The organism is Bacillus sp. NPDC094064 (genome assembly GCF_050279585.1).
Lineage (GTDB): Bacteria > Bacillota > Bacilli > Bacillales > Bacillaceae_G > Bacillus_A.
Genome location: NZ_JBNNUI010000009.1, coordinates 169940 through 194936, shown reverse-complemented (window position 1 = coordinate 194936; position 24997 = coordinate 169940). Strand labels below are relative to the sequence as shown.

Here is a 24997-nt window from a genome sequence, read left to right as displayed (position 1 = left end):
CATTATAGCTTGTTTTTTATAAAACGCTTACTTTTATTGAATTTTAAAGTTTCTGAATAAAATCCTTCTTTTCTTCTTTGTATCACTTGTACGTACATCTACTTATATAACAGTTTTTCTAAACAACCGATATTTCGTATTTTCACCCTGTATATTCAAAGCATTATAAAATTCTGTGTTATACAAATATAATTATAAAATGATAACAGTTGCTTACTAATTTTTTTGAAAATGAAAAAAATGGTAAACATAAGTTACCATTTTTTTATTGAAATTATTACCTTTCTACTGGAAATGATTTCAAATCCATTGCTATTTCGGTATTAGAAAATAGCTCTCTTGCCTCTTTCAACAATTCCTTATATGTATCTCCTTGATAACGAGAACTAATATGAGTCAATATTAATCTTTTCGCATTTGCCTGAAGTGCAATACTCGCAGCTTGCTTAGATGTAGAATGAAAATAATCATATGCTTGTTGCTCATCCTCTGCCGCAAAAGTTGCCTCGTGAACAAGTACGTCTGCGTCTTGTGCCAGCTCTCTACTCGCTTCGCAATATCGTGTATCACCTAAAATAGTAATAATTCTCCCTTTTTGAGGTGGACCGATAAAATCTTTTCCATTTAGCATTGTACCATTTTCTAATTCAACTACTTCTCCATCTTTTAAACGTTTAAAGAGTGGACCTGGTTTCACACCCATTTCCAGCAATTTCTCTACTAAAAGGGCACCTTGTATATCTTTCTCTACAATACGATACCCAAAACATTCAATACCATGTGACAATCTTTTCATTTCCACATGAAATTCATTATCTTCAAATACTGTACCTTCTTCTGTTATCTCAACAATTTCAAGTGGGTATTTTACATGTGTCGTACTTACTGATAATGCTACTTCAATAAATTGCTTAATTCCTTTTGGTCCATATACTGTTAAAGGTGTAGTCCCACCTTGAAACGAACGACTACCTAATAAACCAGGCAATCCAAAAATATGATCACCATGTAAATGGGTAATAAATATTTTTTCAATGCGGCGTGGACGTACAGATGTATGTAATATTTGATGTTGCGTCGCTTCACCACAGTCAAATAACCAAGTCTGTCCTCGTTCTTCTAACAACTGCAAAGCAATTGCTGAAACATTCCTTCCTTTTGAAGGAACACCTGCACCAGTTCCTAAAAATACAAATTCCACTTTCTTTCCTCCAGCTCTTTATATAATCTATCTCTCATCTTACGAAATGTTATTTCAAATGGCAAATTGAATTTACATAACCAACCATCTAGACAACTATATAACACGAACGTTACACCAAAAAACTTATCAATCATTCGCTTTTTATGCTAAAATAAATATACTACATTTTAAGGGAGCGTTTTATTATGAAAGAAGTATTTCGTTTACAAACTGATTTTTCATCTTCATTTGATCGCTGGGTAAGTTCTTTCGTGTCTGATCACCCAGCACAATTAGAATGGACGACTTTAAAAGAATTAATCCATGAATATACAACATCACATACAAGTGAGACGTTACCAGCTTATATTTCTTCAGCTTTAACATATTACGCACAGCGCGTTTCAACAACAACTAGTTCAGAAATTGTTATTTTTGAAAATGTTACAATCTCGTAATTTATAATAAAAAGCACTGGTTACATGCAGTGCTTTTTATTTATATCCACACGCTTTCAATCTTTTTGTTTTAACTTGGTATGAGGCTAAAAAAGAATCTGACCACCTCTACCCATGGCTGGATTCTCTGTTCTATCTAAAAAAAGAAGGTTTTATATTCATAATACCTTCTACATAAACTTATTTTCTAATTTTTGTTGAAACGACTTCTCTTGCTTACGTAATAGTTGACTACCTCGCTGTAAAAGCGGTGTCCCATACTTATCATTAATTTGATCAATAACAGCAAGTAGCGGTTCTTTTTTTGCATCCTCTTCAAACGAAAACAAATCTAATTGTTTCACCGATTCTGTCTTCCACTCTATTTCAGTAGCTGTAACACCTAGTAAACGAACGGAATCCCCATCCCAATGTTGCTTCCATAAACGGGAGGCTGCTTGAAAAATATCTCGTTCTTCCCAAATTGCATTTTTCAATTGTTTACTCCGTGTTACCGTCCGTCTATCATGGTATTTAATCGTAATTTGAATGTTATAGCTGACAAGAGTTCGCTTTTGTAATCTTTTACTCACTGATTTTGATAAACGTTCTAACATATCAAGTAATTCTTTCTCTTCATCCATATCCTTTGAAAAAGTCGTCGAATTACCAACGCTTTTATGTTGTCCCATTTGACTCGGATCAACTTCCCTATCATCTATGCCTTTTGCACGCCTTTGTAAATCAACACCATGTTTTCCAATTTTAGCGCGAATGATATGCTCGTCTCCCTTTGCCAACTGTTCAATTGTTAGTATATGAATGTCATTTAATTTTTCAGCTGTCTTCTGTCCAATTCCATGCATTGCTTCAACTGAAAGTGGCCAAATCATTTCTGGGATATCACGTTTTCGAAGTACCGTAATGCCAAGAGGTTTTTTCATATCAGAGGCCGTTTTTGCTAGGAAAAGATTTGGGGCGATTCCAATACTACATGGAAGTTGTAACTCTGTTAATAACACCTGCTGAATCATCTTTGCTATTTCAAGAGGTGAACCGAGCGCATAACACTCTGTAATATCTAAATACCCTTCATCTATAGAAACTGGTTGTATTTTCTCTGTAAAACGGGACAGTATTTGGAACATTTGAAATGAAGCTTCGCGATACAATGTAAAATTAGGGCGCCTTACAACTAATTGTGGGCATAACCTTTTCGCTTCCCAAAGAGGCATCGTCGTATGAATTCCATATTCTCTCGCCTCGTAACTACATGTTATGATAATTCCTTTTCTCTCTTTTTCATTTCCGGCAACCGCTAATGGCTTTCCTTGTAATGAAGCGTCATGAGCAATTTCAACAGCTGCGAAAAAACAATTCATATCTACATGCAAAATAACACGACCATTTTTCGGATACATTTCTCGCATAGTATTCACCTCCTCCAAAGAACATTCGTTCCTTTATTATATCAAATTCATGTACAATATAATAATTACTTATTCTTTTTATCCTTATTTTTGCTATACTTAATACGAGTTATGGATATTTTTGTAAAAGGGGTGATTGATTATGAAATCAAACCGTAAACTTAACTATATATTTCTCATTATTATATTAATCATCTTAATTAATTATTTATTACTCCCTATTTTTGATATTAACGCAGCAGGGATCCTTCCAAGTCTACTGGGCATTGCAACAACTGATATACTGCCATGGATTTTCCTATACTGGTTTATCCGTCTTGTAAAAGCAATTGAATCAAAATAAAAAGCGTGTAAATCAATTGTGATTTACACGCTTTTTTTGTTTATTATTTCGCCACTTCTTCAATAATCGCAACAACTAATTCTGCTGTTTTTGCTAACTCTTCAACAGGAATCTTCTCGTTTGTTGTATGAATTTCTTCGTAACCAACTGCCAAGTTAACTGTTGGGATACCGTGTCCAGCAATTACGTTTGCATCACTTCCGCCACCACTTTGGTGTAAAGAAGGTGTACGTCCAATTTTTTCAGCTGCACGTTTTGCAACTTCTACAACGTGGTCGCCATCAGCGAATTTAAATCCTGGGTACATAACGTTTACTTCAACGTCTGCTTGACCGCCCATTTCTTTTGCAGTTGTTTCAAATGCTTCTTTCATCTTCGCAACTTGTACTTCCATTTTCTCATTAATTAAAGAACGAGCTTCTGCAAAGATTTGTACGTGATCGCAAACGATATTCGTTTGTGTACCACCTTCAAAACGGCCAATATTTGCAGTCGTTTCAGAGTCAATGCGACCAAGTGGCATCTTTGCAATTGCTTTCGCAGCGATAGTAATTGCCGATACACCTTTTTCTGGTGCTACACCAGCGTGAGCTGTTTTCCCGCGAATAATTGCGTTCACTTTCGCTTGTGTTGGAGCTGCAACAACAATTTCACCAACTTTTCCATCGCTATCTAATGCGTAACCATACTTCGCTGTAATACGCTCACGGTCTAACGCTTTTGCACCAACAAGACCAGATTCTTCTCCAACTGTAATAATAAATTCAATTTTACCATGAGGGATGTTTTTCTCTTTTAAAACACGAATTGCTTCAAACATTGATGCTAATCCTGCTTTATCATCCGCACCTAAAATTGTAGTACCATCTGATACGATATATCCATCTTTAATAGAAGGCTTAATACCATTACCAGGAACTACTGTATCCATATGAGAAGTAAAGTAAATTGTATCAACACCATCTTTTGTTGCTGGTAAAGTACAAATTAAGTTTCCTGCACCATGACCAGTTACAGCCATTGTGTCATCTTCAAATACTTCTACACCTAAAGCTGTAAATTTCTCTGTTAGTACTTTGCAGATTTCTGCTTCAAATTTCGTTTCAGAATCTACTTGTACTAATTCCATAAATTCATTTACTAAACGTTCTTGATTAATCATAAGACTGCGCCTCCTGCACTACCATTATGTATGTAACACTACTAATTATAACAGAATTTCGCAAAAGTTTCGAAATACAAGACAAAAAACAGATGGTTTATATGTCTAGATAACCATCTGCTTCCTATTACTCATTTAACAATACCCAGCGCATATGATCTTCCCACACGCCATTTACCATTAACATTTTCCTAGATACGCCCTCATATTGAAAGCCTATCTTCGTCACTACTTGTATAGATGCTAAATTACGTGGCATAATCGGCGCTTCTATACGATGTAAATGTGATTCCTTAAAAGCAACTTGAATTGCTTTTCTAAGCGCTTCTGTCGTATAGCCTTTATTCAGCTCTTCTTTATCTAATTTGTAACTGAGTACACAAGATTGATAAATACCACGAACGATTAAATTAAATGAAATACAACCAATTATTTTCGTATTATCACCCTTTTTAAAAATCCATAGCCTAATAATCTTTCCTGCTGCAAACTCTTTTCTATCCTTTTGTAACCTTTTCTTTTGATAATCTAATGTAAAAAAATCCTCTGGTCTATACTCTTCCCAAGCTTTTAAAAATTCACGGTTTCTGTCGTAATATTGAAGAACTTTTTCCGCATACGACTCATCAATTTCCCTTAAATGTAAACGGTTTGTCTCATATATTTTCATCATCGTATCTCCATTCTTCAGCCTGCGTAACAAAAAATTAACCATCCATCTTTTAATATATTCTCTACACATACGCTAATTTCCTGTTATATATTGCAACCCCTTCCCGAATTTTGTCCTTTCTCTCCCTTGTCCATACTTTCATTTCTCGTTACAATGAAATAGTACTGATTTGCAAGGAGGTATAATGATGCATAAAAAAGCTCAAAAAGTTATGGTTTATATAATGCTAATTTCTATGCTTGTAACAACATTACTTGCTGGCGCGAGTATGTTTTGGTAAAAAGGACGACGTGTTCGTCCTTTTTTTACTTTTCATCCATGACAAAATAAACCATCTCGAAATCGAGATGGTTTATTTTGTATAAATCACAATTGCTACAATACTAAAGGAAAATGACATTACTAATGCTATTACAAAACTCGTATACTGTTTCTGCTGAAAGGCCCCAATAACAAATGTAAGGTTAAGCAGTGCCATCAATACAATCGCTACAACGTAAGAACATATATTAAAAGTTGCTAATATGAATGTAATCACAAATAGAAAACCAATAAAAAACTGCATATACGAAATTTTTGGATTCAAGTACATATGAGCAACCCCTTTTTCTTTTTTTATCTTTCTATATCTTCATTAACGCACGGTTATGTACACATGTCAAGACAACTTACTGCAAAAGAAAAAGCCAACCTTTTCGTTGACTTTTTCATATGCAATGGCTCCTTTTTCTTTAGCCAATTGCTGAAATGATTTTTTCGATTTCACAATCCATACTTTCGTTCCAATTGGAATACGATCAAATAAATACTCCACATCATTTTTCTTCATTCTTATACATCCTTGTGAAATATACTTTCCAATTGAACTTGGTTGGTTTGTTCCATGTATTCCATATTTACTCCCATCAGTACCTCTTGCATTAAATCCCATCCACCTTGATCCAAGTGGATTTTTAGGTGAGCCACCTGGAATATCCTTTGCAATATAATATGGATCCTTCGCTTTCATTACAATATCAAAAGTTCCTTCTGGTGTTAATTCATTCGTTTTTCCCGTAGCAACTGGGAAAACTTTTTGAATCTTACCGTCATCAATATAAGCTAATTTATTTGTCGCTTTATTTACAATAATGAAAGGGTCCCCGGCACGCGGATTATCACCAAGAGGCCAAATCGGCGATAAAGATAGGCATAATATGAAAGAGAGAAGATACGGCATAAATAATTCCTACCTTCTATATAAGTTCTTTTATATTATCCTTTCCCTTAAAACGACTTTTAATGAGTAAATATTGCTCCATCTCATACACAAGTTGAACGAGTTTTGCACGTATTTCAAATTCTTCTCGTGTAACTGGTAAAGGCATTTCTCTAAATACTTCTCGCATTTCTTGAAGTTGTCTTAACGAAATGACCCCTGTACTTTCAGGACGAATAGAATTCCCTATATTTTCAATTACGTCTGCAATCATATCAGCTTGTTCATACGTCCAAGATAATGACGCAGCTAATGGTATCATCCGCTCCAAAATTTCAAATTGTTGCATGCGCATATTGAAATAACGATAGTAATAGTTATCTTCTCGCATAAATGCATTCTCAAGTTTCTTAAACGATAAATCTCTCGCTTCATTTAGCATGTTCTCGGTTTCGATGAGTTCTGCCCCACTCCAACTACTTTCTCTATTTCGTAAATAAACAACCATTTCAAACAAAATTGTTTTAAAATTACTTTCTATCGTATCCTGATACTCTCTTAGCTTATTTTCACTGCTTGGCATATACATATTCACTAATAGCGCCACGCTAATCCCTATCGTTAATATAGCAATTTCATTTCCAACTATAAGCCATGTAATGTGTTTCAATGAATATAGATGCATGACAATAACTGAGCTCGTGACAATCCCTTCTTGAATTTTAAACATAACTGCAGTCGGGATAAATGTAAGTAATAATACACTAATTGCAAGTGGTGTATAACCAATTGTTTCAAAAATACAAAACGCGAATGCCATTGATAATACACAAGCTAAAAAACGATGTAACGATACTTGAAGTGATTTACGCTTCGTATTTTGTACACATAATATAACTAAAATACCCGCTGAACTATAAAATTCTAATCCTAATAACTGAGCAAGAAAAACCGCTGCCCCTGTTCCAAGCGCTGTTTTGACTGTACGATATCCAATTTTAAACATATCATTACCCCTATATGTATAAATGTATTTACAGTTAGTATAAAAAAAGGATGACACAATGTCATCCTTTTCCGCTTATTATTCACATAACCTTTTCAAATTACAATATCTTTTGTAAAAATTGTTGCGCACGTTCACTTTTCGGTGCTGCAAAAAATTCTGCTGGTGCACTATCTTCTACAAGCTTTCCACCATCTAAAAAGAGCACACGATCTGCTACTTCTTTTGCGAATCCCATTTCATGTGTAACAATCGCCATTGTCATTCCTGTCGTCACTAATGATTTCATAACTTCTAACACTTCTTTCACCATCTCTGGATCTAGCGCTGATGTTGGTTCATCAAACAGCATAACTTCCGGTTCCATCGCTAACGCTCTTGCAATTGCTACACGTTGCTTTTGTCCTCCTGAAAGGCGATTCGGATACGTATCTTTTTTATCTAATAATCCTACTTTTTCTAAAAGTTTCTCTGCTTTCTTTTCAGCCTCTTGTTTCGTTACACCTTTCACCTGAATAGGCGCATACGTAATATTTTCTAATACAGTCATGTGAGGGAATAGGTGGAAATGCTGAAATACCATTCCGACATTTTCACGAACATGCATTATATTTGTTTTCGGATTCGTTACTTCTTGCGTTCCAATCCAAATGTGACCATTTGTCGGTGCCTCTAACACATTCATACAACGTAAAAATGTTGATTTCCCTGATCCGGACGGTCCGATAATTGCAACAACTTCTCCTTTTTCAATCGTTGTTGTAATTCCTTTTAATACTTCATTTTTCCCAAATGATTTATGAAGGTTTTCAATTTTAATCACTTTTTTTCATTCTCCCTTCAATGGCTTTCCCGACTAATGTAAGAATAATAACTAACATATAATAAATCAGTCCAACAAAAAGTAATGGCTCAAGATATTTAAACGTTTCACCACCTACAATGTAAGCGCGGCGCATTAAATCTGTTGCTCCAATTACAGTTACTACAGCCGATTCTTTCGTAAGAGTCGCAAACTCATTTACAAGTGCTGGTAATATATTTTTTAAAGCTTGAGGAAAAATAATGTTTCTCATCATTTTCCCGTAAGGAATTCCTAAAGCCATAGCCGCTTCTGTTTGTCCTTTATCAACCGCTTGAATGCCGGCACGAATTACTTCTGACATATATGCACCTGAATTTAAACTAAATGCAAGTACCGCTGCTAAAAAGGCTGGCATTTCATATCCAATCATTTGCGGAACACCGAAATAAATAATCATTAATTGCAATACAAGTGGTGTACCACGGAAAATTGATGTATAAAAATCTGCCGCTATATTTAATGCTCGTATTCTAGCAATTTTGCAAAGTGCTAATAACGTTCCTAAAATAAACCCTGCCAAAGCTGATGCCGCTACAATTTTCAAAGTAACTTCTAGGCCTCTTAATATATATGGTATGGAAGGCGTAATTGCCGAAAAATCTAAGTTCATTCTGTTCATTCCCCTCACTGAAAAGTGAAAGGCAGCTTATTTTGAGCTGCCAAACCATTTCTTCACTAATTTATCCATTTCTCCATTTTCTTGCATTTTTTTAATCACTTTATTAAATTCAGCTGTTTTATCGCTGTTTTTCGGAAGAGCAATTGCAGATCCCACTTCTTCTGGTGCTTCTTTAATTTCAATTCCTTGTAAGTCTTTCATTTTCTCTAAATAATTTTTAGCAACTGTGTCTTCTATAATTGCAGCGTCAAAACGACCCGCTTGAATTTCTTGTACGATTTCTGGTATACGGTCACGTCCCTCAACTTTGAAATCGACTTGTTTTTTTAATTCTGCCGCTTTCTCTTCTTGAATAGACCCTGTTTGTACCCCTACCTTTTTCCCTTTTAAATCTTCTACTGAGTTAATGTTAGAATCTTTTTTAGAAACAATCATATTTTTTGCAACAAAATATATATCAGTGAAATCAACATTATTTTTACGCTCTGCCGTTGGCGTCATACCTGCCATTACGAAATCAACTTTTCCTGAGCTAAGAGATGCTAATAAACCACCAAAATCCATATCTTTCACTTTCACTTCATAACCAAGTTCTTTTCCGATATATTTAGCAACATCAACATCAAAACCGATAATTTCATCACTTTTTGACGCTTCCACGTATTCATAAGGTTTATAGTCTGCTGAAGTACCCATAACAAGTACTTTTTTATCTTTTTCAGTAGCCTTTTCTTCTCCATTACTACAAGCACTGAACATACTTACAATTAAAATAAGTGCAAACGATATTGATAAAAACTTCTTCATCTTTCTTCCCCCTAATAATGTATATTTAAAAGTTATTTGGAATATTTATTCGATGTTTGTATTGTATCAGCACTTTTATTTTTATGCAATATATAAAATAAAAATAAATAAAATAACATTAAATACCTTATTTTTCATGCATAAAATAATGCATAAAGAACATTCCTTCTGTATATTTCATCATTTCAAATAATAAAGTGAAACTTTAATCAGTGGGGGTTTTCTTCATCCCCTACTGATTATTAGCCCTCACCAATCGGACTTTTATGGGCAGCCCGACCCCCACCTAACTTCTTTGCTTTGCTGAATTTTGAGGTGGGGGTCTTACTGCCCGTTAAAGCGGGATAAATAAAAAAGGCGGTACACCCACTTATTCGTGGGCATACCGCCTTTTCATTTATTTATAGTTCTTCACAATTCTCTTCGAAATACGATTGTAGTTTCGCAATGACTTGCATCGGTTCATGACCTTCAATTTCATGGCGTTCTACCATCGTTACAATTTTCCCATCTTTTAACAAAGCAAATGATGGAGAGGAAGGTGGATATCCTTCGAAATACTCACGCGCTCTTGCTGTCGCTTCTTTATCTTGGCCTGCAAACACAGTTACAAGATGATTAGGACGTTTATCGTAATGTACGGAATGTGCAGCAGCAGGACGAGCAATACCACCTGCACAACCACATACAGAGTTTACCATTACAAGTGTTGTTCCATTTCTTTTAAACGCTTCTTCTACTGCTTCTGGCGTCGTCAATTCTGTATATCCAGCAGAGACAATCTCTTCACGCGCTTGGCGGACAACATCATTCATAAAAAAGTTAAAATTAATCAATCTTTTCCCTCCTCTAAAACTATCTATTTGTATCTTACCAGTTAATGTTTATGAAATACAAGTAAGTTTACTTGTATTTCAGCATAGAAAAGGTGTTAGAGCAGGGCTCTAACACCTTTTTGTCACTTTTCCATAATCTTTATATATTCAGCAATCATTTTTTTATGCGATCCTACAATATAGTCCGGTAGTTCTGTTACAGGAAAGAATTTAAGCTGAACTGCTTCTTCTTTATTCATAACAAAATCCCCTTCGTATTCATCCGTATAATAGGCCGTCGTTACAGATTGAAATTCATCACCATTTGCTAATTTTGTAAAGTAGTTCACTCCAGAAAATACATTAATTAATCGTAAATTCTTCACTTTTATTCCTGTCTCTTCGTATACTTCACGGTAAGCAGTTTCTTCTGGTGATTCACTAAGCTCCATTAGTCCGCCTGGTAGCCCCCATTTTCCGTACGGCTCTGTTCTTTGCTGTAATAATACATCTCCATGTTCATTTATAACGAGTACAACAGCACCAACTAAAATTAAAGGGCGATGACCAACTATTTTTCGTAATTCTTCTACATATCCCATCGTATTATCGCCTCCTTTTTCGTTGTCCACACTATTGTATCATATGTATGAAACGACAAAATGCGTATCTTTTTCATTTTTTTAACAAAATATTTATTTTATGCGCTTCATCTACTGTAGCCAACATAATGGATTCGATTTCCGCACCCTTCTCTAAAAACTCTTTCGCCCACTCTTCTGTTTTTCCTAATAAGGCGAGAACGTCCTGCTGAATTCGTCCATCCTTTACTAAAACAAAAGCAACTGGCGACTTTTTCCCTGCCACGTTAAGATCAAGCCGAGACACCGCCTCATATTCAGGATACTGAAATATAGAAACAACACCGCTAGCTTCCCATAATGCTAATTTTATCGTTTGAATATCGCTCACATTTTGCACACGAAGTTCTGAAAATAAATATTCCACTGTAATCCTCGCTTTTTTCAAATTGCTAAAATCAATGGAACCATTATGTATAAGAATAATAGGTGCAGGCTCTAAAAAGCGTCTCCATCTATCCCATTTCAACATTAAAACAGAGCTTATGATGTGAAGTACAACGAGTATAAATGTTGTAATCATCGAACCGAGTAACCCAACTTTTTCATCAGATAGCGCGTTAGAAATATTCCCACCAAGCAATAACACTAATACAACATCTAAAAATCGAAGTTGTGCGATAGATCTTTGTCCCATCGCTTTCGCAACTAATATTAAAAATATGTACGCTATAATAGCTCGAACAACCCATTCGCTATTAGAAAGGTGCCGTGCTCCTTCAAAAATATGCATATGCATCACATTGCACTCCTTAAACATTCCAAACTACAAGTCTGTTTTAGTTTGCAACGTTTAAGAACATATATGTAAAAAAGCTAGTTCGTTTTTACACGAACTAGCTTTTTTACTTAACTGAAAACATATACTTTTTATACGTTTTCCGTACCGATAATATGAGTCCCATCATAATCATATTCGAGAATAAGGAACTTCCCCCGTATGATAAGAAAGGCAACGCAATACCTTTTACAGGCATTAATCCAACGATCATACCGATATTTTGGAATATTTGAACCGTTAATATTCCGATTGACCCAGCACATAATAATGTACCGAATAAATTATCAGCAGAATAACCAATAATAATTGTTCTATATAGTAGTAATAGGAACAAGAATACAACTAACGCTGCTACTATAAATCCACCTTCTTCGGCAATTGTAGCGAAAATAAAGTCAGTATGCTTCTCTGGGATATAAACGTTCCCTTCGCCAAATCCTTTCCCTTCCATACCTCCACTACCTACAGCTAAAATCGATTGCTGCGTTTGATACCCTTGATCTGTATGTTCAAATGGATCTAACCAACCTAAAATACGTGATTGTTGGTGAGGTTTTAGTAAAGTAACCAAATTATTAAAGAAGAAATCCTCATACCTTACGTAAATAAATATTAACGCGGTTAATATGGTCACTGGAATAACTGTACATATTGCTATCAATTTCTTCTGAATACCTGACATAAATAAAATACATGCAATGGCAGCAGCATATAAGAACACCATACCTGTATCTGGCTGGCTATATACAACAGCCATAGGCGGGAGAGATACTAGCATAATTTTACCTACTAGTTTTAAATCCGTCTGGAATGTCCTCGCCATATACTGCGCATTATGTTTCACTGCAATACTTGCTACTATGAGAAGCAATGAAATTTTGAAAAACTCAGACGGTTGGATTTGTCCAAATACAGGAAAAACAAACCATCTTTTTGCCCCTAATTTTTCAGGTGTGAAACTGGAAACCGGTAGTATTTTCAAAAGAATAAGTGAGCCAAATCCGGCAATATAAAGCGGCCAAGACAATTTTTGCAATTGATCTAAATCAATGCTTGCAACAAGAAGTAACAATACAACCCCAATTATGTAGTTAACACCTTGTTTCAGAGCAAAGTTTGCATCTCCATACTGCCCGGTTTGCTGACTGCTATATATAGCAGTTATACTTATCACACAAAACGCAAACAAAATTAAAATTAATTTTACATCTAAACTTTTTAGAAACTCGGTACTTCTTTTCATGACATCCTCCTGAAACATTGTTACGGCAAAATAAAAAACCAGGAGTCAACATTCTTCATGTTTTGACGACTGATTACACATTATCTATAAAACACTTATATAGAATAACTCTCTTTTTCATACAATACAATATATTATACTACAGTTTCGTCAGTAAGATTTGCCAAAAAAATTATTCTTTTTTTATTTTATATCCATATACGATATATCAGCAATGTATTTTCGTAAATTCCTAATACATAATCGTCCATTGTAAGATTACTGGGAAAAGTGTTGTACATATAGTAGGAGTAGAAGAAGAAAAAATAAGATAATAAAAAGCTCGCATAAGCGAGCTTTTTATTAATATACAGATGTATTATTTTCTGACGTATTTTCTAAAATTTCTTTAACACGTCCTAAGAACTTACCACAAATTAAACCATCAAGTACACGGTGATCAAGTGATAAACATAAGTTAACCATGTCACGAGCACCGAACATACCATTATCCATAATTACTGGTCGTTTTACAATTGATTCAACTTGTAAAATAGCCGCTTGTGGGTAATTAATAATGCCCATAGATTGAACAGAACCAAATGATCCTGTGTTATTAATTGTAAATGTTCCGCCTTGCATTTCGTCCGCTTTTAACGATTTCGTGCGTACTTTTCCTGCAAGTTCTGTAATTTCACGAGCGATACCTTTAATCGTTTTCTCGTCTGCTTGCTTAATTACTGGTACAAATAGTTCATCCTCTGTTGCAACAGCGATAGAAAGGTTGATGTCTTTCTTCTGAACGATTTTATCGCCAGCCCACATTGAGTTAATTTGAGGATACTCTTTTAACGCTTGTGCTACTGCTTTTACGAAGAAAGCAAAGAATGTTAAGTTAAAGCCTTCACGCTTTTTAAAATCACCTTTAATTGAATTACGGTATGACACAAGGTTTGTCACATCTACTTCAATCATCATCCAAGCATGAGGTGCCTCGTGCTTACTACGTAACATGTTCGCTGCAATCGCTTTACGCACACCTGTTACTGGAATTTCGATATCTCCAGGCATTGTCGGTACAGAAACTGGTTTCGCAGCTTCTACTTTTTGCGCTACCGGTGCTGCTTTTGGTGCTTCTGGACGCGCTTCTACTACTGCTGCTACAGCTTCCTCTTTTTTCGCACCTGCTTGCGGAATATTTCCAGATTCCACTAGCTTTAAAATATCTTTACGAGTAATACGACCATTTGATCCTGTACCTTCTACTAGATCTAAATCAACATTATGCTCACCCGCAAGTTTTAACACAGCTGGTGAAAAACGTGGTTTTCCATCAGTTGGTTGTTTCGCTTTCGGTGCTTTCTCAGCAGTAGTTACTTCTGCCTTTGGTTCTTCTTTCGTTTTTTCCTCTACAGCTGTTGCAGCTACTTCATCTGCGCCTTCTACTTGAATGACACAAACAACTTCACCTACAGCTAACGTATCGCCTTCACCAGCGATTAACTCTTTCACAATACCAGTGAAAGAAGATGGTACTTCTGCATTTACTTTATCAGTCATTACTTCTGCAAGCGGATCATATTTATTTACGTGATCGCCAACATTAACAAGCCATTTACTAATTGTGCCCTCTGTTACGCTCTCCCCGAGCTGAGGCATTGTAATATTTTCTACAGCCATGTATAGTCCCCCCGATTAAAATTCCGCAAGTTCACGCATTGCTTTTTCAACTTTATCTGGATTTACCATAAAGAATTTTTCCATTGTTGGTGCATATGGCATTGCTGGAACGTCTGGACCTGCAAGACGTGCAATTGGTGCATCTAAATCAAACAGGCAATTTTCAGCGATAATAGCTGCCACTTCACTCATAATACTTCCTTCTTTATTGTCTTCTGTTACAAGAAGAACTTTACCAGTTTTTGAAGCCGCTTCAATAATTCCTTCTTTGTCTAATGGATATACAGTACGTAAATCAAGAATGTGTGCAGAGATGCCATCTTGCGCTAATTTCTCAGCTGCTTGAAGAGCAAAGTGAACACATAATCCGTATGTGATAACAGTAATATCATCACCTTCACGTTTTACATCTGCTTTTCCGATTGGTAATACATAGTCATCTTCTGGCACTTCACCTTTAATTAAGCGATATGCACGTTTATGTTCAAAGAATAATACTGGATCTTCATCACGAATTGCCGCTTTTAATAAGCCTTTTGCATCATATGGTGTAGAAGGGATAACAATTTTTAAACCTGGTTGGTTTGCAAACATCGCTTCTACAGATTGTGAATGATACAATGCACCGTGAACACCCCCGCCAAATGGTGCACGAATTGTAACTGGACAAGTCCAATCGTTGTTAGAACGATAACGGATTTTTGCTGCCTCAGAAACGATTTGGTTTACTGCTGGCATGATGAAATCAGCAAACTGCATTTCAGCGATTGGACGCATACCATACATTGCCGCACCAATTGCTACCCCAGCAATTGCAGATTCTGCAAGCGGTGCATCAAGCGCACGATCTTCACCAAATTGATCATACAAACCGTGTGTCGCTTTAAACACGCCACCTTTTTTACCAACATCTTCTCCTAAAACGAATACTTTCTCATCGCGTTCCATTTCTTCGCGCATTGCTAATGTAATAGCATCAATATAAGACATTACAGCCATGAAACGTTCCCCCCTATTCTGCGTATACGTGCTTCAATGCATCTTCAGGTGCTGCATACGGAGCATTTTCTGCATATTCTGTTGCTTCATTTACGATATGCATAATTTCGTCTAACATTTGTTTTTCAATTTCCTCAGTTAACACGCCAGCTTCTTTTAAATAAGCTGCAAATGTTATAATTGAATCTTTTTTCTTTGCTTCTTCTACTTCTTCTTTATCACGATAAACACGATCATCGTCGTCACTAGAATGTGCTGTTAAACGATATGATACTGTTTCAATTAAAGTTGGGCCTTCACCACGACGGCCGCGGTCTGCAGCTTCTTTTACAGCTTTGTATACTGCAAGCGGATCATTTCCGTCTATTGTATATCCAGGCATACCGTAACCAATTGCACGGTCTGATACGTTTTTACATGCTAATTGTTTTTCAACCGGAATAGAGATTGCATATTTATTATTTTCACACATGAAAATAACAGGTAGTTTGTGTACACCAGCGAAGTTTGCCCCTTCGTGGAAGTCACCTTGGTTTGAAGAACCTTCTCCAAATGTAACGAACGTTACTAAATCTTTCTTCTCCATTTTTCCAGCTAGTGCAATACCAACTGCATGTGGTACTTGTGTTGTTACTGGAGATGAACCTGTTACAATACGATTTTTCTTTTGACCGAAGTGACCAGGCATTTGACGACCACCAGAGTTCGGATCTCCAGCTTTCGCGAAAGCAGACATCATAAGCTCTTTAGCTGTCATACCAAACGCTAGTACAACACCCATATCACGGTAGTATGGTAATGCATAATCTTTCTCTCTATCAAGAGCGAACGCTGCTCCAACTTGCGCAGCCTCTTGTCCTTGACAAGAAATTACGAATGGAATTTTACCTGCACGGTTTAATAACCACATACGTTCGTCGATTTTACGTGCAAGTAACATCGTACGGAACATTTCTAATACTTGCTCATCACTTAAGCCAAGCTCTTCATGGCGCTTTTCTTTTACTTCTGCCATTTTTCATAACCTCCTAAATCCACATTTTTATGCGTGTAACGCTTTTCCATCTACAGCTAATGCTGCTTCACCAATCGCCTCAGATAATGATGGATGCGGATGAATTGTATGTGCTACTTCCCAAGGTGTTGCATCAAGTACTCTTGCAAGACCTGCTTCAGAAATCATATCTGTTACATGTGGTCCAATCATATGAACACCAAGAATATCATTTGTTTCTTCATCAACTACAAGTTTTACAAATCCATCTGATTCTCCGTATACAAGTGCTTTTCCGATTGCACGGAATGAGAACTTACCTACTTTTAACTTATAGCCTTTTTCTTTCGCTTCTTGTTCTGTTAAACCAACAGAAGCAACTTCCGGACTGCTATATACACATTTTGATACCATAGAGTAATCAATTGGTGTAACTTCTTTTCCTGCAATATGTTCTACTGCAACGATTCCTTCATGAGAAGCAACGTGAGCAAGTTGCAGGCCACCGATTACATCTCCAATTGCGTAAATATGAGATTCTTTCGTTTGATAAAACTCATTTGTTTGAATGTATCCTTTTTCCACAACGATATCAGTATTCTCTAAACCAATATTTTGCGTATTGGCTTGTCTTCCTACAGATACAAGCATTTTTTCTGCTTTAAATTCTTTATTCTCACCGTTATGTTCAGCTTGAATTGTTACTCCATTATCTTTTACCAATGTTTCCGGTAATACTTTTGCACCCGTTACCACTTTAATACCTTTTTTCTTGAATAGACGTTGCATCTCTTTTGAAACGTCCTGATCTTCTAGTGGTAATATCGTTTTCGCATACTCTAACACTGTAACTTCTACACCGAAGTCAGCAAGCATAGATGCCCACTCAATACCGATTACACCGCCACCAACGATAATGATCGAACTAGGAAGCGTTTCCATTTTTAGGGCATGATCGGAAGACATTACGTACTCTCCGTCTAACTCTAAACCTGGTAATGAATTTGGACGAGAACCTGTTGCAATAAGTACATTTTTTGGAATTAACATTTCATTCTCTTCTCCACTTGCAAGTTCAACTGAAATTGTCCCTGGCATCGGAGAGAAAATAGATGGGCCAAGAATACGGCCAATACCTTCAAACACATCAATTTTACCTTGTTTCATTAAATGTTGAACGCCTTTATGAAGTTGCGTTACAATCTTCTCTTTACGCTCTTGTACTTTCGCAAAGTTTAGTTCTACATTACTTGCAATAACTCCGAACTCTTCACTTTTTTTAGCAGTCGCATATACTTCCGCACTACGTAAAAGAGCTTTACTAGGAATACATCCTTTGTGTAAACAAGTACCACCAAGATTTTCTTTTTCAACAAGTGCAGTTTTTAAACCTAGTTGTGATGCTCGAATAGCAGCAACATATCCACCAGTACCGCCGCCAACGATGACTAAATCATATTCTCTTGCCATTATCTCAACCCCTAGCTACTGTTTGTTTTTCTCTTACAACATACTCTTTCGCCGCTTCTTCTTCACGTAATACACGAAGTGCTCCTTCTGCTAACGCTTCTAACTCATCTTCCCCTGGATGTACGATAACATCCGCAATCCAGTCCACTCGTTCTTTTATTTCATCAACAAGAATTTTACTGTACGCAAGTCCACCAGTTAATACGATTGCATCGATTTTCCCGTGAAGCACAGCACTAGCTCCGCCAATTTCTTTTGCAACTTGATATGCCATTGCTTTATAGATAAGAGTTGCTTCAGGATCACCTTTTTCAACCATTTGTTCTACTTTAATCGCATCATTTGTACCGATTAGACTTACAAGTCCACCTTGTCCGACAAGCTGTTTCACCATTTCGTCACGGTAATACTCACCAGAGAAACACATTTCAACTAATTGTCCTACTGGTACTGTACCAGCACGCTCTGGGCTAAATGGTCCTTCTCCGTTTAAGCCATTATTTACATCGATAACTTTTCCTTTTTTATGAGCACCAACTGTAATACCGCCGCCCATATGTGTAACTAATAAATTTAAATCCTCGTATTTATGATTTAATTGATCAGCTACTTTACGAGCAACTGCTTTTTGATTTAATGCATGGAAAATACTTTTGCGTTCCATACCAGCAATGCCACTTATACGAGCAATTGGCTCCATCTCATCTACAACGACAGGATCCACAATGAATGCAGGAATATTTAATCCAGAAGCAATTTCATAGGCTAAAATGCCTCCGAGGTTTGAAGCGTGATGACCACTAAACCCATTTTTTAAATCTTCTAACATCGCATCGTTTACTGTATACGTACCGCCTTCGATTGGACGAAGTAATCCACCACGCCCACAAACAGCATTTAATTTTGAAATGTTAATACCGTGAGAATGTAGAACTTCCAAAATCGTTTCTTTACGAAACTCATATTGGTCGATAATTCGCTTATATTTTCCAATCTGTTCTACGTCATGACGAATCGTTTCTTCTAGAACAGGTCTTTCATTATCAAAAACACCAATTTTTGTGGATGTACTACCTGGGTTAATAACAAGAATTCGATTTACAGACAATGTTGCTACCTCCACTAATAAATTTAAAAGGAGGTGGAAACCTCATAAGAGGTAACCACACCTTTTGTAAAAGTTATATATGAATGATTAGCGACGGCTAATAATATCGTGACCGTTGCGTAAGTATGTGCTACGAGAGTTTTTCAAGCTTGCAATGCGCTCTTCAGCTAGACGATCTGCCGCTACATAAGTTGCGATGCCGTCACGTTTTGAAATTTCGATTACTTTTGCAATTGTGTCATAAATAGACTCAACACGTTTTAATGCACGTTCTCTATTGTATCCATATAATTCATCTGCTACGTTAATTACGCCACCTGCGTTAATAACATAATCTGGTGCGTATACAATACCCATTTCATGAATGATGTCGCCGTGACGATCTTCTTTTAATTGGTTATTTGCAGAACCTGCGATTACTTTTGCTTTAAGTTGTGGAATAGTTTCATCATTAACTGTTGCGCCTAATGCACATGGTGCGTAAATATCACATTCAACAGCGTAAATTTCATTTGGTTCAACAGCTGTCGCGCCAAATTCTTCTACTGCACGTTGCACAGCTTCTTTATTAATATCTGTAACGATTAATTTTGCTCCTTCAGCGTGTAAATGTTTGCATAAGTGATATGCTACGTTACCAACACCTTGAACAGCAATTACTTTTCCTTCTAAATTATCAGTACCGAAAGCTTCTTTTGCAGCTGCTTTCATACCACGGTAAACGCCGTATGCAGTTACTGGAGATGGGTTACCAGAAGAACCGAATGATGGTGAAATCCCTGTTACAAAGTCAGTTTCTTCATGGATAATATCCATATCATCTACAGTTGTACCAACATCTTCAGCTGTAATGTAACGTCCGTTTAATCCTTGAATGTAACGGCCTAACGCACGGAACATTGCTTCGCTCTTATCTTTACGTGGATCACCGATAATTACTGTTTTTGCACCACCTAAGTTTAAACCAGCTGCTGCGTTTTTGTATGTCATTCCTTTTGCAAGACGCAATGCATCTTCAATCGCCGCTTCTTCAGAATCATATGTCCACATTCTTGTTCCACCAAGAGCTGGTCCAAGTGTTGTATCATGAATTGCAATAATTGCTTTTAAACCTGATTCTTTATCTTGACAAAATACCACTTGCTCATAATCATATTTTTCTAAGTATTCGAAGATTTCTAATGTCATTGTCGTTTCCCCCTAATGTTTTACCCTTTTTGGTTTATTTTGAAGCAGTCGCAACTGCCAATGCTAATGAATATACTTTTGTTTCTGCTGAATCAGCACGAGATGTTAAAACAATCGGTGCTTTTGCGCCAGCAATCATTGCTCCTACTTTTGCATCTGCAAAGTATACGAGTGATTTATATAGCACATTTCCAGCTTCAATCGTTGGGACGAGTAAAATGTCTGCCTTACCTGCTACATCACTTACTATGCCTTTATGCTCTGCTGCAATTTGTGATACTGCATTATCTAAAGCAAGTGGTCCATCAACGATACAATCTTTGATTTGTCCGCGGCGATTCATTTGTGTTAACATCGCTGCATCAATTGTCGCCTGCATCGCTGGATTCACAACTTCTACTGCTGCGATTGGTGCCACTTTTGGCAACTCAATTCCTATTGCCTGGGCAACTTCTACAGTATTTTGTATAATAGCAGCTTTTTGTGTTACGTCAGGTGCGATGTTCATCGCCGCATCTGTAACGAAAATAAGACGATTGTAATTTGGAACTTCAAACGCTGCTACATGTGAAAGTACGCTACCTTTACGTAGCCCCCACTCTTTGTTTAATACAGCCTTCAAAATATTCGCTGTTGGGATGTTACCCTTCATAAGCACATCTGCTTCACCGTTTCTCACAGCTTTAACAGAAAGTTCTGCAGCTTCAGCACTTGATGCTGTCGCAATCACTTCAATGTGTTCTGAAGTTTGTAAACCATGTTCTTGTAGCATCCCCATTATTTTTTCTTCATTTCCATATAGACGAAATTGAGCTAGCTGTAATGTAATTGCTTTCGCTACAGCTTCAATTACTTCATGATCTTCAGCTACTGCTACAGCCACAGTTTTTTTAGGCTGTCCTGCTGCTTGATCAATTAAGTGTTCTAACTTCATATTTTGTAATCAACCCTTTCCGTCGTCCCTCGTCTATTTATAAAGCAAATACCGTGCCAACTTTTAAAAGTGGTCTTACCAATAATGAAAACGCATTCAAAATGCAGTAAAATCAATACTTTGGAAAATAACAAAATATTCTGTCTCATTTTGTCGCTTTTTGTATACCATGCAATAAATTGCATGGTACGCAATTTATTGCATGCTATTTTTTGCACAGTCATACTTTTCTAGCTTGTAATATAAATTTCGAACTGAAATTCCTAACGCTCTTGCAGTTTTTGTTTTGTTCCCATCAAATTTCTCTAAATATTCACGAATGATATTCCCTTCAAACTCTGTCACTAAATGTTCAAGTGGCTTTTCTTCTAATTCAGGTAATAAGTTATTTTGTTTTAACTCCAGCTGCTCTTCTTTATGTAAAGGTGGTAAATGCTGCACATCAATATATATCTCGTTATAATTCATAAAGATAATAGCTCTCCCTAAAATATTTTCAAGCTCCCTCACATTTCCAGGCCATTCATATGATTGTAAATATGAAATAGCCGAATCGGTAAGCCCCTCAACATTTCGGCCATAATCTTGATTTATTTTTTGAATTAATCTTTCTGTAATCGCCGGTATATCTCCTTTACGCTGACGAAGAGATGGAATTTGAATCGGGATTTTATTTAAACGATAATAAAGGTCCTCCCTAAATTCCCCTTCTAAAATGGCCTTTTCTAAATTTACATGTGTTGCTGCAATTACCCGGACATTAATAGGTATCGCTTTCGTCCCACCAACTTTTACAATTTCCTTTTCTTGCAACACACGGAGGAGTTTCGCTTGTGTATTCGCAGACAGTTCTCCTATTTCATCCAAAAAGATACTACCGTTATTTGCTTCCTCAAAGAACCCTCGCTTCCCGCCTCGTTTCGCTCCAGAAAACGCACCTTCCTCATAGCCGAATAACTCACTTTCTAACAATGTCTCCGAAATAGCCGCACAGTTCACACGGACGAACTTATTGTACTTTCGATTACTTCCATTGTGGATTGCATGCGCGAATAGTTCTTTACCCGTTCCAGATTCTCCGCGTAGTAATACTGTTGCAGGAGTATTCGCTCCAAGTTTCGCCTGTTCAATGGCTGCCGTTGTTTCATCTGAATTTCCGACAATATCATCAAATGAATATTTCGCTTCTAACGTTCGAATAATTTGCCTTGCTCTATTCAATTCATTTGTTAACTTTTGAATTTCTGATACGTCACGAATTACACCGACGCTTCCTTTCAATATGCCATCAACAATAACTGGCGCTACGTTTACAATTACATCCCGCTTTTTTTGACCAATTTTCATATGTATTCCACGTACCGCACGACGTGTTCGAAGTACTTTCATATGCATACTTTCACCTTCTACAATATCTGTTGTAGCTGGTTGGCCAAGTATATCTTTTTCTGTCAATCCAGTTAATTTCGTATAAGCAGGGTTAATTACTAACCCTCTTCCTTTTTCATCCACGACCGAAATCGCTTCTTCAGATGAGTTAATAATCGCCTCAAGTAACGTTTGAATCTCTTTTAAATCTGTAACTTCTTCCGCGAGATCTACGACTTCTGTAATATCTTTAAAAACCGCAAACGCTCCTTGCACTTCTCCCCCCTCTTTCAATATCGGAATACGTGTTGTAATAATTTTCTTTTCATTCTCTAACGTCAGTTCATAATTCACTTCTATTTGTTTCGTGCGTATGATACGAAGCAACTTACTCGTTGGAATTACGTCTAAAATATGTTTCCCTATTGCATTTTCTTTTTTATATCCGATAATACGCTCTGCACTTTTATTAAAAAGACGAACTTGCCCTTCTCGATCTATTACGATCATACCGTCGTGGGTAGAATTTAAAATTAAATCCCCTTGTTGTGTTTGTTCTTCTAACTTTCCAATTAAATCTTCCTTCTCATGCGCTAATCTCGTAACAATTTTTGCAATATCACCTGGTATAAGAAGAGTATCCTTATCCTTTTTCTCTAATAAAACTTTATGTACATTATCGTCACCTGTCATATCAAACATTACATCAATGTGCATAGAAAGAAATGGAGTTATACTCTCTCCAATCGTAATCCCATATTCCTTGGCGATTTGTAATCCTTTCGCTACCGGATTGATATCTATAATCCCTATAATTTGAAATATATTCGAACTTTGTAACAGATTCAGCAGCGTACTTCCACCTTCACCTGCCCCAACAATTAACACCTTTTGTTTCATATCGTACACTTCCTCTCGAAGTATCTCTGCAATTTTTTTCACACCCTTATCTTACTCGTTCAGCAACCTCTTGACAAACCCCCTTTTCATATAACATCATTGAAATATACTAAATAATCTGAAAAGGAGCGTTATGTATGCAGCGTTACCTCGCTCTATTATTAGCACTCATTCCCATTTCATTAGCTGTGCTTGGCATTAAGTTAATGAGGGATACTTTATTCGGGATACTATTTCCACCAATCTCTATACTATGGTTACAATTTTTCATCGGAGCTCTCTGCTTCGCACTCGGCTTTTATATCTTCGGTGGCTTCGTCTTACATCGGGACCGTAAACGAAATAAAGTTCAAGCCCGCTTTAGAAGATAGAAAAAGTTTTCTTCTATTAATAAATAAAAAAATGAGACCGTTGCATTCGGTCTCATTTTTTTATCGGCAACAAAGCTCTTGCTGTTTCAGGATAATCCGTAATAATCGCCGATATATTCATATCAAAGTATTTACGCATAAGTGTTTCTTCATTTATTGTATAAGGGCGAACCTCTACACCACTTTCTATCGTTAGTTCGGCAATAGCATCTGGAAGGTAACGATAATTCGGATGTACTGCTGTTGCACCCATTTTTTTCGCATATGCCCACGGACTATGCAAACCTTCGCGATATAAAATAGCTGTTTGAATATCAGGGGCCATCATATGACATCGTTTCATACTGTAGTGGTTAAACGATGAAAATATCACCCGATCCTCTAGGCTAAATTTACGCACAAGTGTTATAACCTCTTCTTCTAAACCTCTGTATGGAATTTTATTATTTTTAAGTTCAATATTAAGTAGCAACTCTGTTTTTACAAGCCATTCTAATACTTCTTCTAAAAGTGGTATTTTACAGAAACCTACTTTGTCACCAAATTTATAACTTGCATCTAACTTACATAAATCCTCATATAAATAATTTCGAACCGCACCTTTTCCATTTGTTGTCCGGTTCACCGTTTCATCATGAATGACGACAACCTTCCCATCTTTCGTTAATTGAACATCAAGCTCAATTCCATCTGCTCTAAAAGACTTTGCTGCTTCAAATGAAATCATTGTATTTTCTGGGTACGTTCCCGCTGCACCACGATGTGCAAATATAAGAGTCATCCTCACTCCCCCAATCTTATGC

General features: G+C 36.6%; 27 protein-coding genes. 4 read left to right on the top strand and 23 right to left on the bottom strand.

Annotated features, from left to right (window positions below; genetic code table 11):
* Positions 1-277 precede the first annotated feature (277 nt).
* Positions 278-1201, bottom strand: coding sequence for a ribonuclease Z (rnz, locus tag ACQKNI_RS20480; protein ID WP_088231015.1), 924 nt, complete (start codon positions 1199-1201; stop codon positions 278-280).
* Positions 1202-1389: 188 nt separating this feature from the next.
* Between rnz and ACQKNI_RS20475 the strand changes: the two genes are divergently transcribed.
* Entirely contained in the window at positions 1390-1641 is a 252-nt protein-coding gene (locus ACQKNI_RS20475; protein ID WP_088231014.1) for a DUF3932 family protein, read from the top strand.
* Positions 1642-1811: 170 nt separating this feature from the next.
* Here the strand turns inward: ACQKNI_RS20475 and ACQKNI_RS20470 are convergent, their stop codons facing one another.
* Positions 1812-3050, bottom strand: a complete 1239-nt coding sequence (locus ACQKNI_RS20470) for a DNA polymerase IV (protein WP_088231013.1) — start codon at positions 3048-3050, stop codon at positions 1812-1814.
* A gap of 142 nt (positions 3051-3192) precedes the next feature.
* Between ACQKNI_RS20470 and ACQKNI_RS20465 the strand changes: the two genes are divergently transcribed.
* The gene (locus tag ACQKNI_RS20465; RefSeq protein ID WP_088231012.1) at positions 3193-3393 is read left to right on the top strand and encodes a hypothetical protein; all 201 of its coding nucleotides are present in this window, start codon (positions 3193-3195) and stop codon (positions 3391-3393) included.
* A gap of 43 nt (positions 3394-3436) precedes the next feature.
* Here the strand turns inward: ACQKNI_RS20465 and ACQKNI_RS20460 are convergent, their stop codons facing one another.
* On the bottom strand, positions 3437-4555 hold the full coding sequence (locus ACQKNI_RS20460) for a tripeptidase T (RefSeq protein WP_088231011.1): 1119 nt from the start codon (positions 4553-4555) through the stop codon (positions 3437-3439).
* Between the two features lie 127 nt (positions 4556-4682).
* Positions 4683-5228, bottom strand: coding sequence for a GNAT family N-acetyltransferase (locus ACQKNI_RS20455; protein WP_140417377.1), 546 nt, complete (start codon positions 5226-5228; stop codon positions 4683-4685).
* A gap of 187 nt (positions 5229-5415) precedes the next feature.
* On the opposite strand from ACQKNI_RS20455, the gene prli42 reads away from it, so the two are divergent.
* A complete protein-coding gene (gene prli42 / locus ACQKNI_RS20450; RefSeq protein ID WP_000549039.1) occupies positions 5416-5508 on the top strand; it encodes a stressosome-associated protein Prli42 in 93 nt (30 codons plus the stop codon).
* A 72-nt stretch (positions 5509-5580) separates the two neighbouring features.
* On the opposite strand, the gene ACQKNI_RS20445 is transcribed toward prli42, so the two are convergent.
* The 18 genes from ACQKNI_RS20445 to ACQKNI_RS20360 all read right to left on the bottom strand — a co-directional run bounded on the left by ACQKNI_RS20445 (position 5581) and on the right by ACQKNI_RS20360 (position 23823).
* The gene (locus tag ACQKNI_RS20445; RefSeq protein ID WP_088231008.1) at positions 5581-5820 is read right to left on the bottom strand and encodes a DUF3894 domain-containing protein; all 240 of its coding nucleotides are present in this window, start codon (positions 5818-5820) and stop codon (positions 5581-5583) included.
* A 66-nt stretch (positions 5821-5886) separates the two neighbouring features.
* Positions 5887-6447, bottom strand: a complete 561-nt coding sequence (locus ACQKNI_RS20440; RefSeq protein WP_088231007.1) for a L,D-transpeptidase — start codon at positions 6445-6447, stop codon at positions 5887-5889.
* 16 nt (positions 6448-6463) lie between these two features.
* On the bottom strand, positions 6464-7432 hold the full coding sequence (locus ACQKNI_RS20435; protein ID WP_088231006.1) for an aromatic acid exporter family protein: 969 nt from the start codon (positions 7430-7432) through the stop codon (positions 6464-6466).
* 100 nt (positions 7433-7532) lie between these two features.
* Positions 7533-8255 (bottom strand): amino acid ABC transporter ATP-binding protein, encoded by a 723-nt coding sequence (locus ACQKNI_RS20430; RefSeq protein WP_088231005.1) that lies wholly within the window; start codon positions 8253-8255, stop codon positions 7533-7535.
* Positions 8248-8907 carry an amino acid ABC transporter permease gene (locus ACQKNI_RS20425; RefSeq protein ID WP_088231004.1) on the bottom strand — a complete coding sequence of 220 codons (660 nt, stop codon included), beginning with the start codon at positions 8905-8907 and terminating at the stop codon, positions 8248-8250. Before ACQKNI_RS20425 ends, ACQKNI_RS20430 begins: the two co-directional genes overlap by 8 nt.
* A 36-nt stretch (positions 8908-8943) precedes the next feature.
* Positions 8944-9723 carry a transporter substrate-binding domain-containing protein gene (locus tag ACQKNI_RS20420; RefSeq protein ID WP_088231003.1) on the bottom strand — a complete coding sequence of 260 codons (780 nt, stop codon included), beginning with the start codon at positions 9721-9723 and terminating at the stop codon, positions 8944-8946.
* 401 nt (positions 9724-10124) lie between these two features.
* On the bottom strand, positions 10125-10538 hold the full coding sequence (locus tag ACQKNI_RS20415; RefSeq protein WP_001979317.1) for a BrxA/BrxB family bacilliredoxin: 414 nt from the start codon (positions 10536-10538) through the stop codon (positions 10125-10127).
* Positions 10539-10681: 143 nt separating this feature from the next.
* A complete protein-coding gene (locus tag ACQKNI_RS20410; RefSeq protein ID WP_088231002.1) occupies positions 10682-11140 on the bottom strand; it encodes an NUDIX hydrolase in 459 nt (152 codons plus the stop codon).
* Positions 11141-11213: 73 nt separating this feature from the next.
* On the bottom strand, positions 11214-11918 hold the full coding sequence (locus ACQKNI_RS20405) for a DUF421 domain-containing protein (protein WP_088231001.1): 705 nt from the start codon (positions 11916-11918) through the stop codon (positions 11214-11216).
* Positions 11919-12024: 106 nt separating this feature from the next.
* Complete coding sequence (locus tag ACQKNI_RS20400) at positions 12025-13203, bottom strand: FtsW/RodA/SpoVE family cell cycle protein (protein ID WP_088231000.1); 1179 nt, start codon at positions 13201-13203, stop codon at positions 12025-12027.
* A 342-nt stretch (positions 13204-13545) separates the two neighbouring features.
* Positions 13546-14862 (bottom strand): dihydrolipoamide acetyltransferase family protein, encoded by a 1317-nt coding sequence (locus ACQKNI_RS20395; protein ID WP_088230999.1) that lies wholly within the window; start codon positions 14860-14862, stop codon positions 13546-13548.
* 15 nt (positions 14863-14877) lie between these two features.
* On the bottom strand, positions 14878-15861 hold the full coding sequence (gene bfmBAB / locus ACQKNI_RS20390; RefSeq protein ID WP_088230998.1) for a 3-methyl-2-oxobutanoate dehydrogenase subunit beta: 984 nt from the start codon (positions 15859-15861) through the stop codon (positions 14878-14880).
* A 13-nt stretch (positions 15862-15874) separates the two neighbouring features.
* On the bottom strand, positions 15875-16876 hold the full coding sequence (gene bfmBAA / locus ACQKNI_RS20385; protein WP_088230997.1) for a 3-methyl-2-oxobutanoate dehydrogenase subunit alpha: 1002 nt from the start codon (positions 16874-16876) through the stop codon (positions 15875-15877).
* A 27-nt stretch (positions 16877-16903) separates the two neighbouring features.
* The gene (gene lpdA / locus ACQKNI_RS20380; RefSeq protein ID WP_088230996.1) at positions 16904-18325 is read right to left on the bottom strand and encodes a dihydrolipoyl dehydrogenase; all 1422 of its coding nucleotides are present in this window, start codon (positions 18323-18325) and stop codon (positions 16904-16906) included.
* A gap of 4 nt (positions 18326-18329) precedes the next feature.
* Positions 18330-19433, bottom strand: coding sequence for a butyrate kinase (gene buk / locus ACQKNI_RS20375; protein ID WP_000115778.1), 1104 nt, complete (start codon positions 19431-19433; stop codon positions 18330-18332).
* A gap of 87 nt (positions 19434-19520) precedes the next feature.
* Positions 19521-20621, bottom strand: a complete 1101-nt coding sequence (locus ACQKNI_RS20370; RefSeq protein WP_088230995.1) for a leucine dehydrogenase — start codon at positions 20619-20621, stop codon at positions 19521-19523.
* 34 nt (positions 20622-20655) lie between these two features.
* The gene (gene yqiS / locus ACQKNI_RS20365; protein ID WP_088230994.1) at positions 20656-21555 is read right to left on the bottom strand and encodes a phosphate butyryltransferase; all 900 of its coding nucleotides are present in this window, start codon (positions 21553-21555) and stop codon (positions 20656-20658) included.
* A gap of 195 nt (positions 21556-21750) precedes the next feature.
* Positions 21751-23823, bottom strand: coding sequence for a sigma-54 interaction domain-containing protein (locus ACQKNI_RS20360; RefSeq protein ID WP_088230992.1), 2073 nt, complete (start codon positions 23821-23823; stop codon positions 21751-21753).
* A gap of 137 nt (positions 23824-23960) precedes the next feature.
* Here ACQKNI_RS20360 and ACQKNI_RS20355 point away from each other — a divergent pair, with 137 nt between their 5' ends.
* Complete coding sequence (locus tag ACQKNI_RS20355; protein WP_088230991.1) at positions 23961-24194, top strand: DUF2627 domain-containing protein; 234 nt, start codon at positions 23961-23963, stop codon at positions 24192-24194.
* A gap of 52 nt (positions 24195-24246) precedes the next feature.
* Here ACQKNI_RS20355 and ACQKNI_RS20350 read toward each other — a convergent pair whose 3' ends face one another.
* The gene (locus ACQKNI_RS20350) at positions 24247-24975 is read right to left on the bottom strand and encodes a glycerophosphodiester phosphodiesterase (protein ID WP_088230990.1); all 729 of its coding nucleotides are present in this window, start codon (positions 24973-24975) and stop codon (positions 24247-24249) included.
* Between the last annotated feature and the right edge of the window lie 22 nt (positions 24976-24997).

Excerpts from the sequence above, each read along its gene's own strand:
- ACQKNI_RS20475 (WP_088231014.1), top strand. The coding sequence starts at position 1,390 with ATGAAAGAAGTATTTCGTTTACAAACTGATTTTTCATCTTCATTTGAT.
- ACQKNI_RS20470 (WP_088231013.1), bottom strand. The coding sequence starts at position 3,050 with ATGCGAGAAATGTATCCGAAAAATGGTCGTGTTATTTTGCATGTAGAT.
- ACQKNI_RS20465 (WP_088231012.1), top strand. The coding sequence starts at position 3,193 with ATGAAATCAAACCGTAAACTTAACTATATATTTCTCATTATTATATTA.
- ACQKNI_RS20460 (WP_088231011.1), bottom strand. The coding sequence starts at position 4,555 with ATGATTAATCAAGAACGTTTAGTAAATGAATTTATGGAATTAGTACAA.
- ACQKNI_RS20455 (WP_140417377.1), bottom strand. The coding sequence starts at position 5,228 with ATGATGAAAATATATGAGACAAACCGTTTACATTTAAGGGAAATTGAT.
- prli42 (WP_000549039.1), top strand. The coding sequence starts at position 5,416 with ATGCATAAAAAAGCTCAAAAAGTTATGGTTTATATAATGCTAATTTCT.
- ACQKNI_RS20445 (WP_088231008.1), bottom strand. The coding sequence starts at position 5,820 with ATGTACTTGAATCCAAAAATTTCGTATATGCAGTTTTTTATTGGTTTT.
- ACQKNI_RS20440 (WP_088231007.1), bottom strand. The coding sequence starts at position 6,447 with ATGCCGTATCTTCTCTCTTTCATATTATGCCTATCTTTATCGCCGATT.
- ACQKNI_RS20435 (WP_088231006.1), bottom strand. The coding sequence starts at position 7,432 with ATGTTTAAAATTGGATATCGTACAGTCAAAACAGCGCTTGGAACAGGG.
- ACQKNI_RS20425 (WP_088231004.1), bottom strand. The coding sequence starts at position 8,907 with ATGAACTTAGATTTTTCGGCAATTACGCCTTCCATACCATATATATTA.
- ACQKNI_RS20420 (WP_088231003.1), bottom strand. The coding sequence starts at position 9,723 with ATGAAGAAGTTTTTATCAATATCGTTTGCACTTATTTTAATTGTAAGT.
- ACQKNI_RS20415 (WP_001979317.1), bottom strand. The coding sequence starts at position 10,538 with ATGAATGATGTTGTCCGCCAAGCGCGTGAAGAGATTGTCTCTGCTGGA.
- ACQKNI_RS20410 (WP_088231002.1), bottom strand. The coding sequence starts at position 11,140 with ATGGGATATGTAGAAGAATTACGAAAAATAGTTGGTCATCGCCCTTTA.
- ACQKNI_RS20405 (WP_088231001.1), bottom strand. The coding sequence starts at position 11,918 with ATGCATATGCATATTTTTGAAGGAGCACGGCACCTTTCTAATAGCGAA.
- ACQKNI_RS20400 (WP_088231000.1), bottom strand. The coding sequence starts at position 13,203 with ATGAAAAGAAGTACCGAGTTTCTAAAAAGTTTAGATGTAAAATTAATT.
- ACQKNI_RS20395 (WP_088230999.1), bottom strand. The coding sequence starts at position 14,862 with ATGGCTGTAGAAAATATTACAATGCCTCAGCTCGGGGAGAGCGTAACA.
- bfmBAB (WP_088230998.1), bottom strand. The coding sequence starts at position 15,861 with ATGGCTGTAATGTCTTATATTGATGCTATTACATTAGCAATGCGCGAA.
- bfmBAA (WP_088230997.1), bottom strand. The coding sequence starts at position 16,876 with ATGGCAGAAGTAAAAGAAAAGCGCCATGAAGAGCTTGGCTTAAGTGAT.
- lpdA (WP_088230996.1), bottom strand. The coding sequence starts at position 18,325 with ATGGCAAGAGAATATGATTTAGTCATCGTTGGCGGCGGTACTGGTGGA.
- ACQKNI_RS20370 (WP_088230995.1), bottom strand. The coding sequence starts at position 20,621 with ATGACATTAGAAATCTTCGAATACTTAGAAAAATATGATTATGAGCAA.
- yqiS (WP_088230994.1), bottom strand. The coding sequence starts at position 21,555 with ATGAAGTTAGAACACTTAATTGATCAAGCAGCAGGACAGCCTAAAAAA.
- ACQKNI_RS20360 (WP_088230992.1), bottom strand. The coding sequence starts at position 23,823 with ATGAAACAAAAGGTGTTAATTGTTGGGGCAGGTGAAGGTGGAAGTACG.
- ACQKNI_RS20355 (WP_088230991.1), top strand. The coding sequence starts at position 23,961 with ATGCAGCGTTACCTCGCTCTATTATTAGCACTCATTCCCATTTCATTA.
- ACQKNI_RS20350 (WP_088230990.1), bottom strand. The coding sequence starts at position 24,975 with ATGACTCTTATATTTGCACATCGTGGTGCAGCGGGAACGTACCCAGAA.